17 protein-coding genes are annotated in these 19,119 nt (G+C 67.9%); 11 read left to right on the top strand and 6 right to left on the bottom strand.

Annotated elements, in window-relative coordinates; all coding sequences use genetic code 11:
* Positions 1 to 325 precede the first annotated feature (325 nt).
* Together ACFWMR_RS36590 and ACFWMR_RS36585 are read right to left on the bottom strand one after the other, a co-directional pair.
* Complete coding sequence (locus tag ACFWMR_RS36590; protein WP_378381714.1) at positions 326 to 1,033, bottom strand: RraA family protein; 708 nt, start codon at positions 1,031 to 1,033, stop codon at positions 326 to 328.
* Positions 1,034 to 1,042: 9 nt separating this feature from the next.
* Positions 1,043 to 1,996, bottom strand: a complete 954-nt coding sequence (locus tag ACFWMR_RS36585; RefSeq protein ID WP_378381713.1) for a hypothetical protein — start codon at positions 1,994 to 1,996, stop codon at positions 1,043 to 1,045.
* A gap of 182 nt (positions 1,997 to 2,178) precedes the next feature.
* On the opposite strand from ACFWMR_RS36585, the gene ACFWMR_RS36580 reads away from it, so the two are divergent.
* Genes ACFWMR_RS36580 through ACFWMR_RS36560 form a run of 5 tightly spaced genes read left to right on the top strand, consistent with a single transcriptional unit; the run spans position 2,179 to position 6,763 of the window.
* Positions 2,179 to 3,372 carry a lipid-transfer protein gene (locus tag ACFWMR_RS36580; protein WP_378381712.1) on the top strand — a complete coding sequence of 398 codons (1,194 nt, stop codon included), beginning with the start codon at positions 2,179 to 2,181 and terminating at the stop codon, positions 3,370 to 3,372.
* A gap of 20 nt (positions 3,373 to 3,392) precedes the next feature.
* Entirely contained in the window at positions 3,393 to 3,824 is a 432-nt protein-coding gene (locus ACFWMR_RS36575) for a type II toxin-antitoxin system Rv0910 family toxin (protein ID WP_093936128.1), read from the top strand.
* Positions 3,821 to 4,666 carry a MaoC/PaaZ C-terminal domain-containing protein gene (locus tag ACFWMR_RS36570; protein WP_378381711.1) on the top strand — a complete coding sequence of 282 codons (846 nt, stop codon included), beginning with the start codon at positions 3,821 to 3,823 and terminating at the stop codon, positions 4,664 to 4,666. The genes ACFWMR_RS36575 and ACFWMR_RS36570 overlap by 4 nt, the downstream gene beginning before the upstream one ends.
* Before the next feature lie 10 nt (positions 4,667 to 4,676).
* Entirely contained in the window at positions 4,677 to 5,546 is an 870-nt protein-coding gene (locus ACFWMR_RS36565) for an SDR family oxidoreductase (RefSeq protein WP_378381710.1), read from the top strand.
* Positions 5,543 to 6,763: an acyl-CoA dehydrogenase family protein gene (locus ACFWMR_RS36560; RefSeq protein ID WP_093936131.1), complete on the top strand. Its 1,221-nt coding sequence runs from the start codon at positions 5,543 to 5,545 to the stop codon at positions 6,761 to 6,763. Before ACFWMR_RS36565 ends, ACFWMR_RS36560 begins: the two co-directional genes overlap by 4 nt.
* 380 nt (positions 6,764 to 7,143) lie before the next feature.
* Here the strand turns inward: ACFWMR_RS36560 and ACFWMR_RS36555 are convergent, their stop codons facing one another.
* Together ACFWMR_RS36555 and ACFWMR_RS36550 are read right to left on the bottom strand one after the other, a co-directional pair.
* Positions 7,144 to 9,630: a DNA gyrase/topoisomerase IV subunit A gene (locus tag ACFWMR_RS36555; RefSeq protein ID WP_093936132.1), complete on the bottom strand. Its 2,487-nt coding sequence runs from the start codon at positions 9,628 to 9,630 to the stop codon at positions 7,144 to 7,146.
* Between the two features lie 29 nt (positions 9,631 to 9,659).
* Positions 9,660 to 11,711, bottom strand: a complete 2,052-nt coding sequence (locus tag ACFWMR_RS36550) for a DNA gyrase/topoisomerase IV subunit B (RefSeq protein ID WP_093936133.1) — start codon at positions 11,709 to 11,711, stop codon at positions 9,660 to 9,662.
* Positions 11,712 to 11,941: 230 nt separating this feature from the next.
* Here ACFWMR_RS36550 and ACFWMR_RS36545 point away from each other — a divergent pair, with 230 nt between their 5' ends.
* Positions 11,942 to 12,883: a hypothetical protein gene (locus ACFWMR_RS36545; RefSeq protein ID WP_378273736.1), complete on the top strand. Its 942-nt coding sequence runs from the start codon at positions 11,942 to 11,944 to the stop codon at positions 12,881 to 12,883.
* Here ACFWMR_RS36545 and ACFWMR_RS36540 read toward each other — a convergent pair.
* Entirely contained in the window at positions 12,867 to 14,291 is a 1,425-nt protein-coding gene (locus ACFWMR_RS36540) for a glycoside hydrolase family 76 protein (protein ID WP_378381709.1), read from the bottom strand. The two genes, ACFWMR_RS36545 and ACFWMR_RS36540, sit on opposite strands and share 17 nt — an antisense overlap.
* 135 nt (positions 14,292 to 14,426) lie before the next feature.
* On the opposite strand from ACFWMR_RS36540, the gene ACFWMR_RS36535 reads away from it, so the two are divergent.
* Together ACFWMR_RS36535 and ACFWMR_RS36530 are read left to right on the top strand one after the other, a co-directional pair.
* Entirely contained in the window at positions 14,427 to 15,521 is a 1,095-nt protein-coding gene (locus ACFWMR_RS36535) for an LLM class flavin-dependent oxidoreductase (protein ID WP_093936136.1), read from the top strand.
* Complete coding sequence (locus tag ACFWMR_RS36530; RefSeq protein ID WP_093936137.1) at positions 15,518 to 16,099, top strand: FMN reductase; 582 nt, start codon at positions 15,518 to 15,520, stop codon at positions 16,097 to 16,099. Before ACFWMR_RS36535 ends, ACFWMR_RS36530 begins: the two co-directional genes overlap by 4 nt.
* Before the next feature lie 151 nt (positions 16,100 to 16,250).
* On the opposite strand, the gene ACFWMR_RS36525 is transcribed toward ACFWMR_RS36530, so the two are convergent.
* Entirely contained in the window at positions 16,251 to 16,592 is a 342-nt protein-coding gene (locus ACFWMR_RS36525) for a YciI family protein (RefSeq protein ID WP_093936138.1), read from the bottom strand.
* Between the two features lie 154 nt (positions 16,593 to 16,746).
* On the opposite strand from ACFWMR_RS36525, the gene ACFWMR_RS36520 reads away from it, so the two are divergent.
* From ACFWMR_RS36520 to ACFWMR_RS36510, 3 genes are all read left to right on the top strand, one after another.
* Positions 16,747 to 17,160: a PGPGW domain-containing protein gene (locus tag ACFWMR_RS36520; protein WP_093936139.1), complete on the top strand. Its 414-nt coding sequence runs from the start codon at positions 16,747 to 16,749 to the stop codon at positions 17,158 to 17,160.
* Positions 17,161 to 17,180: 20 nt separating this feature from the next.
* Entirely contained in the window at positions 17,181 to 17,855 is a 675-nt protein-coding gene (locus tag ACFWMR_RS36515) for a TetR family transcriptional regulator (protein ID WP_449224347.1), read from the top strand.
* Between the two features lie 89 nt (positions 17,856 to 17,944).
* The gene (locus tag ACFWMR_RS36510) at positions 17,945 to 18,802 is read left to right on the top strand and encodes an oxidoreductase (RefSeq protein ID WP_378381707.1); all 858 of its coding nucleotides are present in this window, start codon (positions 17,945 to 17,947) and stop codon (positions 18,800 to 18,802) included.
* Positions 18,803 to 19,119 lie beyond the last annotated feature (317 nt).

The following is a 19,119-nucleotide window of genomic DNA, read 5'->3' as shown; positions in this document are numbered from 1 at the left end:
TACCTGCGCCTGACTTGGCGTGAGTGGTGGTTCCGCGGCTGACAGGGCGTGACGATGTAGGAATTGGGACGTTGAACGTCCCAATTCCTACATCGTCGCCGGGGATGCCCGGTCTTGGACCTTGATCAACGGAAGATCCGGGACACTCAACGTCCCCGATCCTCCGTTGATCACGACACCCGCATACGCGACTTTGCCGAGACCCTGACCTTGAAGGTAGTGAAGGAGACCTTCACGGACTCTGAGTCCTAAAGAGGGCCTTCACGGACAGCCCGGCCCGGTGCCCCGCGCACCCAGGCCGCCGGGCGATAGCAAAGGTCCCTTGCTACTCCTCGATGGCGCCGCCGACCGCGCGCAGGTGCTCCCGGAACGTCAGCGAAGGCGACTTCGTGCGCTCCGCGAGGAAGTCGGCGAAGCGGACCTGCTCGCGAAGGGACTCTCCGGAGCGGATCCGCTCGGCCTGGAGCCGCTCGACGTCGCGGATGGCCTCGGCCCGGTCCAGGACCTCGTCCGCCCGGTCGGCCGGGACGAACAGGACCCCGTCCTCGTCGCCGAACACGAGGTCCTCCCGCGTCACCGTCCATTCCCCGACGACGGCCGAGTCGAGCGCGCCGTCGGGGCGGGTGGAGACCGAGAGCGGGCCGGTCGGGATCGAGCCGAGGCTGAACACCGGCAGCCCGATCTTCTCGATGTCGCGGGTGTCGCGGTGCAACCCCCAGATGACCACACCGCTCAGCCCGGCCGCTTCGGCTTCGAGGACGGCGAGGTCCCCGACGCAGCTTTCGTCGAGCCTGCCGCCGTTGTCGACGACCAGGACGTCACCGGGGTTCGCGGTCTCGTACGCCTCCAGGAAGACGTCGACGCTGCCGACGTGCCGGGCGGGGGTGACCCGCCCGGCGAGCCGACTACCGGGCACGACCGCGTGCGTGCCGGCGGGCGCGCATCGGACCGGGACGCCGGCGCGGACGCAGCCGTCGGTCAGATGCGCGGTGGTCAACAGCGCGAACCGTTGCCGAAGCTCTTCGGGATCCATATCCCGACTTTAGCCACGGCGCCACACCACAGGAGTGCTACCGGAGCCGCCGCTCTCCAGCGTTCCGGCGATCTCGCCGTTGTCGCCCACGACGGTGCCGTACGCGTTGCCGGGGGAGGGAAGCGTCGTCACCGAGCCGCCCGGGGACCACACCGTGGGAGTCCTCGGCGAGATCCATCCCGTGACCAGGCCGGACCCGTTGAGCGCCATCGTGGACATGTTGTCCGGGACCTCCACGGACGTGTCGAACGCCGTCCAGAGCCGGTCGCCCAGTTGGGTCGAGGCCAGCACCTTCCCGTTCCGGATCGCGATCCCGCGTGACTCCCGGAGGCCGTCCGGGAGAACGAGCTGCCGCAGGACGCCGTCCTTCCAGAGCCAGGTGCCGCCGTACTGCTCGTTCAGCAGGATCGTGCCGTCGTGGTCGATGTCGATGGGGGTGAGCACCGGCGGGACGTCCAGCAGCACCGGGTGCGCGTGGTCGCCGGATGGCCAAAACGCGGGGGTGGAGCCGTAGCGGATGTCGTTGAACACCGTGCCGACGACGTCGCCGCGGTCGTTAGTGCCGACGGCTTGCGTGTTGGAGTAGCCCGGAACCTTCCCCAGGAACTGGAAGCCGCCGTTCTCGAAGACGAAGGCGTGCTTGCTCGGGTAGCGGCTCCCGTCCTGGTAGTAGACGGCGTTGCCGAGGACCGAACCGGACGCGTTCTCGTCCACCGTGTCGACCGAGAGGTAGCCCGCCGGGATGCCGTGGTCCGTGACGGTCCCGCCCGTCCAGGTGACCAGCTTCCCGTCGGCGGTCCCCGCGTAGTCCCCGGCGCCGTTCGTGGCGTTCACCCGTGCGATCCCGCTGCCGCCGGGCGGGAGCGGCAGGTAGCTCATCGTCCAGTCGCTCGCCGACGCGGTGCCCGCCGACAGCAGCCCGGCGGCGACGGTGGCGGCCAGGACCATGCTCGTTCTTTTCATCGAAAACCCCCTGTGAGTGGTGTTCGCCCTGTTTAACGGGGGTGTGGGCCGCTCGTCTGCGTCACCTGACACTCAGCGTGCCGTAAGTAACATCCGTGCAGGATTGTATGTAAGGGGTTGATAAATACAGACCTGTCTGTATCTTCAGTTTCAGCAGCGACCCGGCAACGACAAGGAGCGTCGTGGTGGCCAACAAGGTGTACGTCGTCGGCGTGGGCATGACGAAGTTCGAGAAGCCCGGACGCCGCGAGGACTGGGACTACCCGCAGATGGCCAAGGAGTCCGGGACGAAGGCGCTCGCCGACGCCGGGATCTCGTTCGACGAGGTGAAGCAGGCCTACGTCGGCTACGTCTACGGCGAGTCGACCGCGGGGCAGCGCGCGGTCTACGAACTGGGCATGACCGGGATCCCGGTGGTCAACGTCAACAACAACTGTTCGACCGGGTCGACGGCGCTGTACCTGGCCGCGGAGGCGATCCGCGGCGGCCGCGCGGACTGCGCGCTCGCGCTTGGGTTCGAGAAGATGCAGCCGGGCTCGCTCGGCTCGACCTACGACGACCGCGAGCAGCCGATGGGCAGGCACATCCAGGCGCTCGCGGAGATCTCCGAGGTGCTCTTCCCGCCCGCGCCGTGGATGTTCGGCGCGGCAGGCCGCGAGCACATGAAGACCTACGGCACCACCGCCGAGCACTTCGCCAAGATCGGCGAGAAGAACCACCGGCATTCGGTGAACAATCCGTACGCGCAGTTCCAGGAAAGCTATTCGCTGCAGGACATCCTCGACTCGCGGATGATCTACGACCCGCTCACCAAGCTCCAGTGCTCGCCGACCTCGGACGGTTCGGGCGCGGCGATCCTCGCCAGCGAGTCCTTTGTGGACTCGCACGGGTTGGCCGGGCAGGCCGTCGAGATCGTCGGGCAGGCGATGACCACCGACTTCGCCAGCACCTTCGACGGCACGGCGAAGAACATCATCGGCTACGACATGAACGTCCAGGCCGCGCGTCAGGTGTACGACCAGGCCGGGCTCGGGGCGGAGGACTTCCAGGTCATCGAGCTGCACGACTGCTTCTCCGCCAACGAACTCCTGCTTTACGAAGCCCTCGGACTTTGTGCCGAAGGGGAAGCGGGGAAGCTCGTCGACTCCGGGGACACCACCTACGGCGGCAAATGGGTCGTCAACCCGTCCGGCGGGCTGATCTCCAAGGGGCATCCGCTCGGCGCCACCGGCCTCGCGCAATGCGCCGAACTGACCTGGCAGCTGCGCGGGACCGCCGACAAACGGCAGGTCGACGGCGTCGAAGCCGCGCTGCAGCACAACATCGGACTCGGCGGCGCCGCCGTCGTCACCGCCTACCAGCGCGCCGAGCGCTGATCCCACCGAAAGGAACAACCATGGGCAAGATCAGTGCCTCCGTCGAACTCCCCGCGGCCCCCGACAAGGTCTGGGCGGAGTTCTCCAACCCCAACAACTTCGAGAAGTGGCTGACCATCCACACCAAGTGGAAGGGCGAGGTCCCGGCGGAGTTCTCCAAGGGGGCGCAGGCTTCCGAGGTCGTCACGATGCTCGGGATGCCGAACACGATCACCTGGACCGTCGACGAGTTCGAAGCGCCGTCGAAGCTGGCGATCTCCGGGACCGGGATGGCCGGGGTGAAGGTCAAGTTCGAGCTTTCCGTGGAGGCGTCCGGCGAAGGCTCGCTCGCGAGCATCGACGCGGAGTTCGCCGGCCAGATGATCATCGGCGCGCTCGGCAAGGCCGTCGAGAAGGACGGCAAGAAGAACCTCGACGCGTCGCTGGAGAACTTCAAGGCGCTGGTCGCGTGACCGACGAGCGGTTCGATCCCGGCGGGCTCGGCAAGTGGACCGACGAGTCCCGGTTCGAGGTGACCCGTGAGCGGCTGATCGACTACGCGAAGGCCACCAACGACCCGATCCCGGCGCATCTCGCGGGTGACGTCGCGAGCCCGGTGTTCGCGATCGTGCCGGTGTTCGAGTCGCTGATGGAACCCGCGCTAGAGGTCGTTCCGGTCGGGCTGTTCGGCCGGATCGTGCACGGGGAACAGGAATTCCGGTTCCACCGGCCGATCCGGCCCGGCGACAAGCTCGTGTCGCGAGCGCGGATGACCGGCTACGAGGGCCTGTCGAACGGCACTCGCGGCACCATCCACCTCGAATGCCGGACCGAGGACGGCGACCTGGTCAACGAGCAGTACGTGACCTTGTTCGTGCGCGGTTTCGACACCGGTGACACGCGCGGCGAGCTCGGGCCGGAGCACAAGTTCGACGACGCGCTGCGCTCGCGGGCGCCGGTGGCGAAGGTGAACCAGCACGTCGACGACGACCAGACGTACCGCTACGCGCCTGCCGCCGGCGATCCGATGCCGATCCATCTAGACGAAGAGGTCGCGAAGGATTCGGGATTGCCGGGGATCATCGCGCACGGCTTGTGCACCATGGCGTTCACGTCGTGGGCGCTGCTGACCGAGGTCGCCGGGTCCGATGTGGACAGACTGAAGCGGTTCGCCGTCCGGTTCGCCAAGCCGGTGCTGCCCGGGCAGGACCTGACGACGAACATCTGGCGCGCGGGCGCCGGGAGCTACGCGTTCGAAACCACCGTCGGCGAAACCGTCGTGATCAAAGACGGTCTCGCGGAATTCGCGGAGTAGGAGCAAAGCCATGGGAGCACTCGACGGGCGGGTCGCCGTCATCACCGGCGCCGGACGCGGGATCGGCCGCGAGCACGCGCTGCTGTTCGCGGCCGAAGGCGCGAGCGTCGTGGTCAACGACCTTGGCGGGGCGAACGACGGAAGCGGGGCCGACGTCGGCCCGGCGCAGGAGGTCGTCGACGAGATCCGCGCGGCTGGCGGGAAGGCCGTGGCCAACACGGCCAACGTCGCCGACTGGGCGGGCGCGTCGGAACTGGTGACACAGGCGGTGGACGAGTTCGGCAGGCTCGACGTCGTCGTGAACAACGCCGGCATCCTGCGCGACGCTTTCCTTGCCGGGCTTGAGGAAGCACAGTGGGATTCCGTGATCGCGGTGCACCTCAAGGGGCACGCCGCGGTGCTGCGGCACGCGGCCGCGTACTGGAAGACCGCGAGCAAGGCCGGTGAGCCGGTCGCGGGTTCGGTGATCAACACCGCCTCGGCGTCCGGGACCACGCTGCCGAACGCGGGACAGGCGAACTACGGCGCGGCGAAGGCGGGGATCGCCGCGCTGACGCTGGTGGCCGCCGAGGAGCTGGAGCGGTACGGCGTGCGGGTCAACGCGATCGCGCCGATCGCGCGCACGCGGCTCACCCTGGCGACGCCGGGCATGGGCGCGATCTTCGCGCAGGAGGTCGAAGAAGGGGAGTTCGACGCGTTCTCCCCGGCCAACATTTCGCCACTGGTGGCTTATCTCGCCACCGAAAAATGCCCGCTCACCGGCAAGGTGTTCGCGGTGCAGGGCGGCGCGATCTCGGAACTCGCGGGCTGGCACGACGTGAAGGTGATCGAAACCGAGGAAGCCTGGTCGATCGACGACATCGCCGCGAGGCTGCCGTGATCGAGTGGTCCGAGACCGAACTGCTGATCCGGGACGCGATCCGCGAGTTCGTCGACAAGGAGATCCGGCCGCGGCTGGACGAGCTGGAAAGCGGGACGCTGCCGCCGTACGACCTCATCCGCAAGATGTTCGCGTCCTTCGGCATCGACGCGCTCGCGCGGGAATCGGTGACGAAGCTGCTGTCCAAGGAGCGCGGCTCCGGCTCTGGTGGTGGCGGTCTGGCTTTCGGCGGGCAGGAGGCGATGGCGCTCATCGCGGTGAGCGAGCTGGCCGGGGTCAGCCTCGGCATCGTCGCCTCGCTCGGGGTGAGCATCGGGCTGACCGCGCAGACGATTCTCACCAAGGGCACGCAGGCACAGAAGGAACGCTGGCTGCCCGGGCTGGCGACGTTCGAGAAGGTCGGCGCGTGGGCGATCACCGAACCCGACTCCGGCTCGGACGCTTTCGGCGGGATGAAGACGTCGGTGCGGCGCGACGGTGACGAGTACGTCCTCAATGGACAGAAGACGTTCATCACCAACGGGCCCTACGCCGACACGATCATCGTCTACGCGAAGCTCGACGACGGCTCGGCTGTGCGTGATCGCAAGGTGCTGACGTTCGTGCTCGACAAGGGCATGCCGGGGCTCACGCAGGGCAAGCCGTTCAAGAAGATGGGCATGATGTCCTCGCCGACCGGGGAGCTGTTCTTCAGCGACGTCCGGCTCGGGCGGGACAGGCTGCTCGGCGAGTCCGAGGCCGGTCGCGACGGTGACAGCAAGGCCGAGGTGAAGTCCGGGTTCGCCGTCGAGCGGGTCGGGGTCGCGGCGCTGGCGCTCGGGATCATCAACGAATGCCACCGGCTGTGCGTGGACTACGCGAAGAACCGGAAGCTGTGGGGCCAGGAGATCGGCCGGTTCCAGCTGATCCAGCTGAAGCTGGCGAAGATGGAGGTCGCGCGGATCAACGTGCAGAACATGGTGTTCCAGCTGATCGAGACGCTGCGCGCGGGCAAGATGCCGACGCTGGCCGAGGCTTCGGCGATGAAGCTGTATTCGTCGGAGGCGGCCACCGAGGTCGCGATGGAGGCCGTGCAGCTGTTCGGCGGGAACGGGTACATGGCGGAGTACCGGGTGGAGCAGCTGGCGCGGGACGCGAAGTCGCTGATGATCTACGCGGGGAGCAACGAGATCCAGGTGACGCACATCGCGAAGGGCCTGCTGGAGCGTCGCGTTTAGTCCTCTGAATGCGGTGGGCGCGGGCGCCGGGGGAGCAAGGGACCTTTGCTATCGCGTTGGGGGTCCGGGGGTGCCCGTCGCCCGCTGTCGACACATGTGCTCAGACGGTCGACACGCGGTGACTTGGATGGACGACACGCGTGACCAGACGGACGGCACGTGTGTCTGGATGGACGACACGTGTGATTGAGCGGACGACAAGCGTGTTTGGGGGCGGAACTCGCGTGACTGGAGGCGGGTCTCGCGTGACTGGAGGCGGAACTCGCGTGTTTGGGGGCGGAACTCGCGGCGGGGTTCGCCGCGGGGGTGTTCCGGTCCCAAGCACGCGAGTCTCGTGCTCGAGCACGCGTGATCCGCCCCCAAGCACGCGTGGGACGGGGTCAGTCGCGTTCGATGAGGTGACCGACGACCTCGGGGCCCGGGTGGGCGTGGCCGGAGCCGTCGCGCCGCACGTCGACTTCCGGCAGTTCCACCGGGTCACCGGTGCGCGAGGCACCGGCCGGACGCGGGCCGATCCAGCCGACGACCAGCCGCGTCTCACCCTTGAGGAACCGCTGTGCCCGGACACCGCCGGTCGCGCGACCCTTCGCCGGGTATTCGCTGAACGGCGTCACCTTCACGCTCGCGCCTGTCGCGGTGACGACCATCGGCTCGCCGTGTTCGGCGTCGTCGGTCCGGATCGCGCCGAAGAAGACCACTTCCGCCTCGCCGCGTACGACGATCCCGGCCATACCGCCGCCCTTGAGACCCTGCGGCCGCACCAGCGAAGCGGCGTAGCGCAGCAGTGACGCTTCGGACGACAGGAACGCCAGAGTCTCGTTGCCGTCGGTGAGCCAAGTGGCGCCGACGACCTCGTCGCCGTCCTTCAGGCTGATCACGTCGAACTCGTCCGAGCGGACCGGCCACTCCGGCGCGCACACCTTCACGACACCGTGTTTCGTGCCGAGCGCGAGACCCGGGGAGCCGGACGCCTGCTCGCCGAGCGGCGCCAGGCCGATGACGCGCTCGCCCTTCTCCAGCGGCACCAGTTCCTTCGCGGCCATCCCGCCGCGCAGCGACACGGTGCCCGCCTGCTCGGGCAGCACCGGCAGCGGCAGCACGTCGGTCTTGAACGCGCGGCCGCGGTTGGTCACCAGCAGCACCTGGCCGCGCGCGGTCGAGTGCACGACCGCGGACACCGAGTCGTGTTTGACGCGGCCGTTGCGGCGCCGCACTTCCGACGACTCCTCCGATTCCGCCGCCGTCCGCGCGACCAGCCCGGTGGCCGAAAGGATCACCTGGCACGGATCGTCGGCGACCTCCAGCGGACCCGACGGCTTCGACGCGGCGAGGACCTCCTTGAGGTCACCGTCGATCAGCGCGGTGCGGCGTTCGGTGGGGGAGTCCTTGGCGACCTTGGCCAGCTCGGCCGAGACGACCTTCTTCAGCACCGACTCGTCGTCGAGGATCTTCGACAGCTCGGCGATCTCGTCGCGCAGCTTGTCCTGCTCGGCTTCGAGCTCGATCCGGTCGTACTTCGTGAGCCGCCGCAGCGGGGTGTCGAGGATGTACGTGGCCTGGATCTCCGAGAGCTTGAACCGCTTCATCAGGCCGTCCTTCGCGGCCGCGGCGTTCTCGCTCTCGCGGATCAGCTTGATCACCTTGTCGATGTTGAGCAGGGCGATCAGCAGACCGTCGACCAGATGCAGGCGCTCTTCGCGCTTGCGGCGGCGGTAGCGCGTGCGGCGGGTGACGACCTCGTAGCGGTGGCTGAGGAAGACCTCCAGCAGCGCCTTGAGCCCCAGCGTCTGCGGCTGCCCGTCCACCAGGACCAGGTTGTTGATGCCGAAGGACTGCTCCAGCGGCGTCAGCCGGTACAGATCCGCCAGCAGCGCCTGCGGGTTCACACCGACCTTGCATTCGATGACCAGCCGCGTGCCGTTCTCACGGTCGGTGAGGTCCTTGACGTCGGCGATGCCGGTGAGCCGCTTGGACTTGTTGACCTCGTCGGTGATCTTCTCGATCACCTTCTCCGGGCCGACGCCGTACGGCAGTTCGGTGACGGTGATCGCCTGGCGGCCGCGGCTGCCCTCCAGCGGACCGGTCTCGGCGCTGGCGCGCATGCGCACCACGCCACGGCCGGTCTCGTACGCGCGGCGGACCTCGTCCAGTCCCAGCAGTGAACCACCGGTCGGCAGATCCGGGCCGGGGACGAACTCCATCAGCTTGTCGAGGGTGGCGTTCGGGTGGTTGATCAGCCACCGCGCCGCCCCGATGACCTCGGTCAGGTTGTGCGGGATCATGTTGGTCGCCATCCCGACCGCGATCCCGGAAGTGCCGTTGACCAGCAGGTTCGGGAACGCGGCTGGCAGCACCGACGGCTCTTCGAGCGAACCGTCGTAGTTCGGCCGGAAGTCGACGGTGTCCTCGCCGAGTTCGCCGACCAGCAGCATCGCCTCCGGGGACAGCCGCGCCTCGGTGTACCGCGAGGCGGCCGGGCCGTCGTCGGGGGAGCCGAAGTTGCCGTGCCCGTCGACCAGCGGGACGTTGAGCGAGAAGTCCTGCGCGAGCCGGACCATGGCGTCGTAGATCGCCGTGTCGCCGTGCGGGTGGTACTTGCCCATCACGTCGCCGACCACGCGGGACGACTTCACGTACGCGTGCGTCGGCCGGTAGCCGTTCTCGTTCATCGAGTACATGATCCGGCGGTGCACCGGCTTCAGCCCGTCCCGCGCGTCCGGGAGCGCCCGCGAGTGGATGACCGAGTAGGCGTACTCCAGGTACGAATCCTCGATCTCCGTCTTCAGCGAGTTGTCGAAGACGTTCGCGCCGGGCTGGTCGAACGCTGACGGGTCGACCTTGGTGGTGGTGCCCTTACGGCGTGCCATTGCTCAAAGCTCCTTGAATAGCAACGAAATCAGGCGTCGATGGCTTCGCGGTCGACCCGGTCGGAGGATTCGACCAGCCAGTTGCGGCGTGGCTCGACCTTCTCGCCCATCAACAGCTCCAGTGCGTTCTCCGCGGCTTCGACGTCGTCGAGGGTGATCCGGCGGACCGAGCGGGTGGCGGGGTTCATCGTGGTGTCCCACAGTTCGTCGGCGTCCATCTCGCCGAGGCCCTTGAACCGCGGCACCGGGGTGACGATCTGCTTGCCCGCCCGCTCCAGCGCCGCGAACTTGGTCTCCATCTCCTTCTGGGTGAAGGTGAAGTGGGTCTCCGGGTTACGGCCCTTGGTGACCAGTTTGTGCAGCGGCGGCATGGCGGCGTACAGCCTGCCGTCCTCGATCACCGGCCGCATGTACTTGGCGAACAGCGTGATCAGCAACGTCCGGATGTGCGAACCGTCGACGTCCGCGTCGGCCATCAGGATCACCCGGCCGTAGCGCATGGTCGACAGGTCGAACGTGCGCCCGCTGCCCGCGCCGAGCACCTGCACGATCGAGGCGATCTCGGCGTTCTTCAAGGTGTCGCCGAGCGACGCCTTCTGGACGTTGAGGATCTTGCCGCGCAAGGGAAGCAGTGCCTGGTACTCCGACACGCGCGCCATCCGCGCCGAACCGAGCGCGCTGTCACCCTCGACGAGGAACAGCTCACTGCGGGAGACGCCGGTGGTGCGGCAGTCGACCAGCTTCGGCGGCATGGCCGCGCCTTCGAGGGCGGTCTTGCGCCGGGCGGCGTCCTTCTGCTGCTTCTGGGTGAGCCGGACGCGTGCCGCGTCGACCACCTTCTGCAGCACGATCTTCGCCTCGGACTTGGTCTTGCGCTCCTCTGTCCAGGCGCGGATGTGCTTGTCGACGATGCCCTGGATGACGCGGGTGATGCCGGCGGTGGACAGCTCGTCCTTGGTCTGCGAGGTGAACTGCGGCTCCGGCAGCCGGACGTGGACGACCGCCGTCATGCCTTCGAGGACGTCCTCGACGGTCGGCATGTCCTCCTTGGGCTTCAGCAGCCCGCGGGTCTTGGAAATGGCGTCCTGCAAGGCTTTCAGCACCGCGCGATCGAAGCCGCGGCGGTGCGTGCCGCCGTGCACGTTGCGGATGGTGTTGGTGAAGCATTCCACGGTGCGCTCGTAGCCGGTGCCCCAGCGGAGTGCGACCTCGATCTCCGCGTGACGCTCCACATTGGACTGCATGACACCGCTGGCGTCGGCGGCGTTCTCCTTGTACGTGCCCTCGCCGTTGATGATCAGCGTGCCGCAGACGGGTTTTTCGCTGTCCGGGGCGAGGAAGTCGACCATGTCGGCGAGGCCGTTGGGGAAGTGGAAGGTCTCTTCGCTGATCGAGTCGTCGACGGCCGTGCGCAGCACGTACGTGACGCCGGGGACCAGGAACGCGGTGTTGCGCATCTTCGCGCGGACGCCCTCGACGTCGAGCGCGGCGCCGCTCTCGAAGTAGCGCGAGTCGTACCAGTACCGGATCGAGGTGCCGGAGCGCTCGCCGCGCTTCATCTTGCCGGTGACGTTCAGCCCGGACCGGCGGGTGAACTTGGCCTTCGGGCCGGGCCCGTCGAAGACACCGGGCACGCCGTGCGCGAACGACATCTGGTGGACCTTGCCGCTCTGCTTCACCGTGACGTCGAAGCGGTGCGACAGCGCGTTCACCGCCGAAGCGCCGACGCCGTGCAGACCACCGGAGGTCTTGTAGCCGGATCCGCCGAACTTGCCGCCGGCGTGCAGCCTGGTCAGCACCAGCTCGACACCGGACAAACCGGATTTCGCGTGCGTGCCGGTGGGGATGCCACGGCCGTCGTCGTCGACCTGGACACTGCCGTCGGCGTGCAGGGTGACCACGATCTTCGCGGCGTGACCCGCCACACCTTCATCGGTCGAGTTGTCCACGACCTCGGAGAACAGGTGGTTGATACCGCGGCTGTCGGTGGAGCCGATGTACATCCCGGGGCGCTTGCGGACCGCTTCCAGACCCTCGAGATGCGTCAGGTCGTCGGCCCCGTACAGGGTCTCAGCAGTCACTGGGTACTTCTCCTGGAGTCGTGGCTCGCGAACTAGCTCGTGACGGTGGCGTTCAACGCGACACCGTACTGGAGGATATCCGTCCCCTCCGACAGCTTCCTCTTCCGAAGCCTCCGGTGTGGCGGACCACGCCGTCCCGGTGGCCGGGTCACGGCTGGGGAAAGCGACTTCCTCAAGGCTTGGATGAGGCGTTATCGTTTCCGGTGTCACAGGGTGACGGGGGGAAGAAGGTGGCCGTCGGAACCGGTCCCACGCGCGTCTCGACCGCACAACGCGTCGTGAGTCTCTGGTATTTCGTGGTGGTCATCGGCTCGCTCGGGCTGCTCGCGCCGCTACCGTTCGTGCACGCGGCGATCCGGCTGCGCCGCACGTTCGTGGTGCTGTACGTGTTCCTCTACGGCGGGGTCTCCTACGGGCTGCTTTACCTGCTCTCCCGCGAGGAGGCGGACGGTTCGGTCGAGACGGTCATGGCCCTCTCGTGGTTCTTCGGCACGATCCTGTTGATCACCGTGTCCTGCGTCCACCTCGCGCTGCTGCGGAAGAAGATCCTCTACCCGCCGCCGACGGCGTGGGTCGAGTCCGGCATGCACTGCGGGCTGTTCTCGATCGACATCGCCGGATTCGGCCAGGTCGGTCGCAGCAGCGAGATCTTCGTCCAGGTCCGGCGGATGCTCTTCGGCCTGCTGGCCAATGCCTTCGAGACCAGCGGGATCGCCTGGGAAGCCTGCCTGAAACGCGACACCGGGGACGGCATGATCGTCGTGGTCCCGCCGCATTTCCCGAAGTTCCGCCTGGTGTACCCGTTGGTCTCCCGGCTGACCGCCGAACTCGCCCGGCACAACGTCGTCACCGAGTCCGGCCTGCGGATCCGGGTGCGGGTGGCGATCCACGCCGGCGAGGTCACGCTCGACGAGTACGGCGTCACGGGGCGGCCGAAGGTGCTGCTCGCCCGGCTGCTCGATTCGCGGGTGCTGCGGGACGCGCTCGCCGAGGCACCGGACGAGTCGCCCGTGGTGGTGCTCGTCTCGGACCGGTTCCACGAGGACGTCCAGGACCAGGGCGGCCCCGGTCTCGACACGATGAGCTACCGGCAGGTGCTCGTGCACGAGAAGGAGACCGAGGTCCGCGCCTGGCTGCACGTCCCGGATCCGGTGTTCAGAGCGCTGCCGTGAGGACCTCCAGTGCGCTGTGCTGCCGGGCGGCGTCGATCTTGTCGACCGGTCCCGCCCAGCGCAGGCCGTGCTGATCGAGCGACGTGCGGTTGTTCGCGATCGTCGCGTTCGCTTGGCGGGTCAGGTAAGCGCGGTACGGCCTGCCCGCCAGCGCGCGGTCCAGCTCGCCGAGGCCGCGGGCGTACGCGCCCTTGAACGACGGCCCGTCGGCGCCGCAGTCGCCGGACTCGCACGGGTCGCGCAGAATCCCGTTCGAGTGAAGCTGCGAGGTCGTGGTGGAGGCGTCCGCGAGCCGGCGGGCGCGGGTGAGCAGGGCGGCGTCACCGGTCGCGCGGTTCAATTCGACCAGCGCGCCGAGGACGATGCCCTGGTTGTAACTCCAGACGGCCTGCCCGTTGTTGACGCAGGAGGCGTTCAGCCCGTCGTTGACCAGGTCGCTCCCGTTGATCATGCCGCTCGCGCGGAACCAGTCCCAGACCTCGCGGGCCCGCATGAGCTGGACCGTGTCGCCGGGGAGCCGGTTGTGCAGTGACGCGGCGACCTTGACGTACAGCTCGTTGGTGACGGCGTTCTTGTACGTCTTCGCGGTCGACCACCAGAGGCCGCCGCCGCAGGTCCCGTCGCGGTAGGAGTACATGTAGTCCGCCGCGATGACGGCGGTGTCGAGGTAGCGGCGGTCCTTGGTCAGGTCGTAGGCGCGGATCCAGGCCAGCGCCCACCAGCCGGTGTCGTCGATGTATTCGTTGGTGAAGTTGTTCCCGCGGTTGCGGTCGAAGGTGTTGCCGATGGCGTAGTGGTAGTTCCGCGAGCCGGTTCGGGTGCTGTAGTCGAGGATCGCGGTGAGCGCGTTGGCCGAGTTCCACCAGCCCGTGGTCTGCCAGAGGCCGGTGCCGTTGTCGTAGAACTGCATGAGCGCGGTGGCGGCGGCTTCGGCACGGTCGTTCGCGGCGACCGTGGTGCGGAACCACGGCGTACAGGCGATTTCCGGCCGGTTGCCCGCCTTCCCGCAGGCTCGCAGGGCGCCGAAGCGGTGGGCGCCGGGATCGTCCACGTTGTACATGAGGGTCCGCCAGCCGCGTTGTCCGGCGGGGATCTTCGTGTCGCCGATGCGGCTGTCGCCGGACCAGGTGCGGCCGCCGTCGAAGGAGCGGTCGAGCCAGAGTTCGTCGCCGGGGTCGCCGTCGGCGATGCTGCCCCAGCCCATGTCGTCGCCGTCGGACAGGTGCAGCGTGATGCCGCGGCCCCAGACCGTCGCCGTGCCGGGTCTTCTGTCGCCGACGGCCAGCGCGGGATCGCGGCTGTCGCAGTACTTGGCGCAGATCGTCGCCGAGACGGTGGGTTCGGGAGTGGTGGTGGCCGGCGTGAGAGCGAATGTCAACGTTGTCACAAGCAGGGAAGCGATCCACATGGATCCGAGTGTGAGGGCGGCCACTTTCCGGGCCGATCAAGTCACCCTTTCGGCCTGCGTCGATGGTCTGGAATACTTCTTGCGCGCGTGAGGTTGAACGCTCAAGCAACAACAACCCGGCTTAGGGAGCAGGTCATGCAGTTCGGAATCTTCACGGTGGGCGATGTGACGACCGACCCGACCACCGGGGAGGCGCCCAGCGAGTACGAGCGGATCAAGGCGATGGTGCGGATCGCGCTCAAGGCCGAAGAGGTCGGCCTCGACGTCTTCGCGACCGGCGAGCACCACAACCCGCCCTTCGTGCCTTCGTCGCCGACGACGATGCTCGGCTACATCGCCGCGCGGACGTCGAAACTCATCCTTTCCACCTCGACCACGCTGATCACCACGAACGACCCGGTGAAGATCGCCGAGGACTTCGCGATGTTGCAGCACCTCGCCGACGGCCGCGTCGACCTGATGATGGGCCGCGGCAACACCGGCCCGGTGTACCCGTGGTTCGGGCAGGACATCCGCCAGGGAATCCCCCTCGCGATCGAGAACTACCACCTGCTGCACCGGTTGTGGCGCGAGGACGTGGTCAGCTGGTCCGGCAAGTTCCGGACGCCGCTGCAGGAGTTCACCTCGACCCCGCGGCCGCTCGACGGTGTCCCGCCGTTCGTCTGGCACGGTTCGATCCGCAGCCCGGAGATCGCGGAACAGGCCGCCTACTACGGCGACGGGTTCTTCGCCAACCACATCTTCTGGCCGAAGGAGCACTTCCAGTCGCTCATCAACCTGTACCGCGAGCGGTACGAGCACTACGGGCACGGCAAGGCGGACCAGGCGATCGTCGGACTCGGCGGCCAGGTCTTCCTGCGGCCGAAGTCGCAGGACGCGGTGCGGGAATTCCGGCCGTACTTCGACAACGCGCCGGTGTACGGGCACGGGCCGTCGCTGGAGGAGTTCACCGAGCAGACGCCGCTGACCGTCGGCAGCCCGCAAGAGGTGATCGACAAGACGCTGAGCTTCCGCGAGCACTTCGGCGACTACCAGCGTCAGCTGTTCCTGATGGACCACGCCGGCCTGCCGCTGAAGACCGTGCTGGAACAGCTCGACCTGCTGGGCGAGCACGTGATCCCGGTGCTGCGTAAGGAACTTGACGCGCTTCGCCCGGCGCACGTGCCTGAGGCTCCTACGCACGCTTCGCTTCTTTCGGCGGCTTCTGTGTCTTCGGAGGTGACGGTATGACGACGATCGCTGTCGTGACCGCGGGGTTGAGCCAGCCGTCTTCGACGCGGCTGCTCGCCGACAAACTCGCCGCGGCGGTTTCTTCCGCGCTGCCGGACGTGAAGATCGAGGTGGTCGAACTCCGCGACCTGGCCATCGACGTCACGAAGAACATGCTGACCGGGTTTCCTTCCCCGGCGCTGCGCGCGGCCATCGACACGGTGACCGCCGCGGACGGCCTGATCGCCGTGACGCCGGTGTTCACCGCGTCGTACAGCGGGCTGTTCAAGTCGTTCTTCGACGTGCTGGACCAGAAGGCGCTCGACGGGAAGCCGGTGCTGATCGGCGCCACGGGCGGCACCGAACGGCACTCGCTGGTGCTCGACTTCGCGCTGCGCCCGCTCTTCGCCTACCTTCGCGCGGAGCCTGTCGCGACTGCGGTGTACGCCGCTTCGTCGGACTGGGCTTCTCCGGGGGATCTCGATACGCGGGCTTCGCGGGCGGGGCGGGAGTTCGCCGCGCGGCTGTCGTCTTCGCCGGTCGCGCCGGTGAGCAGCGGTTTCGTGCCGTTCGAGCAGCTGCTGACCGGCGGGGAGTGAGCAAGGGACCTTTGCTATCACTTGCCTAGGGATGCGCGGTGAAGGTGGGGAAAGGCCCTTACTTGTCGCTCACTGATGTCATGAGGGGTCCCCTTAGGACGAAATTCGTCTCAAGGGGACCCCTCATGACACGACGTGCGGGCCGGGGGCTTCAGGGGGTCGGCCAGATCGGCCGGATCTCGATGGTCGCGAACTTCGTGACCGGATGCTTCGCCGCGACCTCGATCGCCTCGTCGAGATCGGCGCAGTCGATCAGGTCGTAGCCGAGGATCTGTTCCTTCGTCTCCGCGAACGGCCCGTCCGAGACGAGCAGGTCGCCGTCGCGGTGGCGCACGGTGGTCGCGGTGGCCGCCGACCGGAGCCTGCTGCCGGACAGCCGTACCCCGCGAGCGGTCATCTCGTCGACCCAGGCCTGCGTCTTCTCGTCGAGCGGGACGTCGCTGTCGTCCGCGCCGGGGTAAGGGGTCCCGCAGATCAGCAACAGGTAGCGCATCAGTCCTCCATCGGCTCGGCTTCTTCGCCTGCGTTCCACCCAACGACGAACGACTTCCCCGGGAACCGACAGGCCCCGCGAAGAGTTTTCAGATCGGGCGGGACCAGCGCGTTCCCGGCACAATCGGGCAGAGGAACGACGGCGAGGAGAAGACGTGGGCATCGGAAAACCCGTGAAGCAGGTCCTGATCCTCATCGCGGGCGTCATCCTCCTGCTGGTCGGCATCGCGCTCCTCGTGCTGCCCGGGCCGGGTCTGCTGCTGGTGCTCGCGGGGCTGCTCGTGCTGGCTTCGGAGTTCCCGGCGGTGGAGAAATACGTCGACCCCATCCGCGACAGGGCGATGAAGGCGGCCGAGGACAGCGTTTCGTCTCCGCTGCGGATCGCGGGTTCCGTGCTGGCCGGGCTGTGCCTGCTCGCCGCGGGCGTCGTCTGGGGCCTCGTGCCCGGGCTGCCGCTCGCCGGCTGGAGCACCGGTTCGAGCCTGATCCTGTCCGGGCTCATCCTGTTCGCGCTGCTGATCTGGAGCTACAAGCGAGTGCAGGCCAAGAGGGCCGCGAACGCCGAATAACAGCCGGGTGGTCTGGTACCGTGCGGCGCGTGTCCCCCGACTTCCAGCGCGCCCGGCGGCCGGAACAGGTGGAAGCCCGGCGCACGGCGATCCTCGGGGTGGCGCGTGAACTCCTGGCCGAGCGGCCCGTCTCCCGGATCAGCCTGCGAGAACTGAGTGACCGCGTCGGCCTGGCGAAGTCGAACGTGCTGCGGTACTTCGACAGCCGCGAGGCGATCTTCCTGGAAGTCCTCGACTCGGTCTGGGTCGCGTGGCTCGACGAGCTCGAAGCCGAGCTGGACGCGCTCGGGGACCTTGATTACGAACGCGTCGCCGCCATCATCGCGACGTCGATCTCGCGGCAGCGCCTGCTCTGCGAGCTGATCAGCACGATGGCCGCCGTGCTCGAACGCAACATCTCCGTGGAGACCGCCCGGACCTTCAAGACCCGGGCGGCCGGGCGGACCGAACGGCTCGCCGACGTCGTCCGCGCCCAGGTCCCGTTGGACGCCGAAGCGGCCGGGCACTTCGCGAAGGCCGTCTTCATCCTCGTCGCGGGGCTGTGGCCTTACGCGAACCCGGGGGAGGCCGTGGCGACGGTCCTGGCCGAACGGGGAGCGCCCGCCGGCCGCGAGATGTTCGTCGACGGGCTGACCGAGGGACTGGCGAACCAGCTGGTCGGCCTCGCTGTTCGCGCAGGTCAGAGCCTCGGGTGACAGCAAAGGTCCCTTGCTCCCTTCCCGCACGAGCCGGACCGGCCGGAGCTGCTTAAGGTGAGCGGAACCCACTCGTACAAGGAGCGATCATGAGCCCAGGCGGCACCCACACCCTCGGCGATCTCACCGTGAGCCGGATGGGCTACGGAGCCATGCGGCTGTCCGGCCCCGGCATCTGGGGCCCGCCGGACGATCGCGACGCCGCGATCGCCGTCCTCCGCGAGGCCGTCGAGCTGGGCGTGACCCACATCGACACCAGCGACTTCTACGGCCCGCACACGACCAACGAGCTGATCCGCGAGGCACTGCACCCGTACGCGGACAGCCTGCACCTCGTCACGAAGGTCGGCGCGAAGCGGACTCCGGACAAGGGCTGGCCCGCGGCGCTCTCGCGCGAGGAGCTGACCTCCGCGGTCCACGACAACCTCCGCAACCTCGGCGTCGACGTGCTCGACGTCGTCAACCTGCGGCTCGCGGGGGAGCACGGGGTCTTCCCGATCCCGGTCTCGATCACGGAGCCGTTCGAGGTCCTCGCCGAGCTCCAGCAGCAGGGCCTGATCCGGCACCTCGGCCTCAGCCACGTTTCGGCGGAGCAGGTCAAGGAAGCCCGCTCGATCGCGCCGGTCGTCTGTGTGCAGAACGAGTACAACGTGGCGAACCGTGCCAACGACGGTCTTCTCGACGCGCTCGCGGCCATCAACATCCCGTTCGTGCCGTACTTCCCGCTCGGCGGGTTCACGCCGTTGCAGTCCGGTGTGCTCGACGACTGTGCCCGCCGGGTCGACGCGACGCCGATGCAGGTCGCGCTCGCGTGGCTGCTCCGGCGGTCGCCGAACATCCTGCTGATCCCGGGGACGTCGTCGGTGTCGCACCTGCGTGAGAACGTCGCCGCCGCGGACCTGGAACTGCCCGCGGACGTCGTCGCGGACCTCGACGCCCTCGCCTAGCGGTCCGTGAAGGCCTGAGGGTCAGGGCCCCGCCAAAGTCGCTTCTCCGCTGGTCAAGGAGGTTGTGAAAGCCACTTTCGCAACGTTGAAGGTTGCGAAAGTGGCTTTCGCGACACGGCGCACCCCGACACCACCCACGCACAGTGTCGGGTCGTTGTGGCCGGCGAGATCGTGACCTGTCACTCAGGGTGAGGGGTGTGTGGAAATAGGGACGTTGAATGTCCCTATTTCCACACACCCAGGGGCTTATCAGGCCCCCATGGGGTGGTGTGCCGGGCGGTGACGCGGGGCTGTGTGGTTTTGATTGGGTCCAAACC

The sequence above is a fragment of the Amycolatopsis thailandensis genome, from assembly GCF_042723255.1.
GTDB classification, from domain to species: domain Bacteria; phylum Actinomycetota; class Actinomycetes; order Mycobacteriales; family Pseudonocardiaceae; genus Amycolatopsis; species Amycolatopsis thailandensis.
Note: the sequence above shows the minus strand (reverse complement) of the source record. Positions and strands in the feature narration are given on the sequence as shown.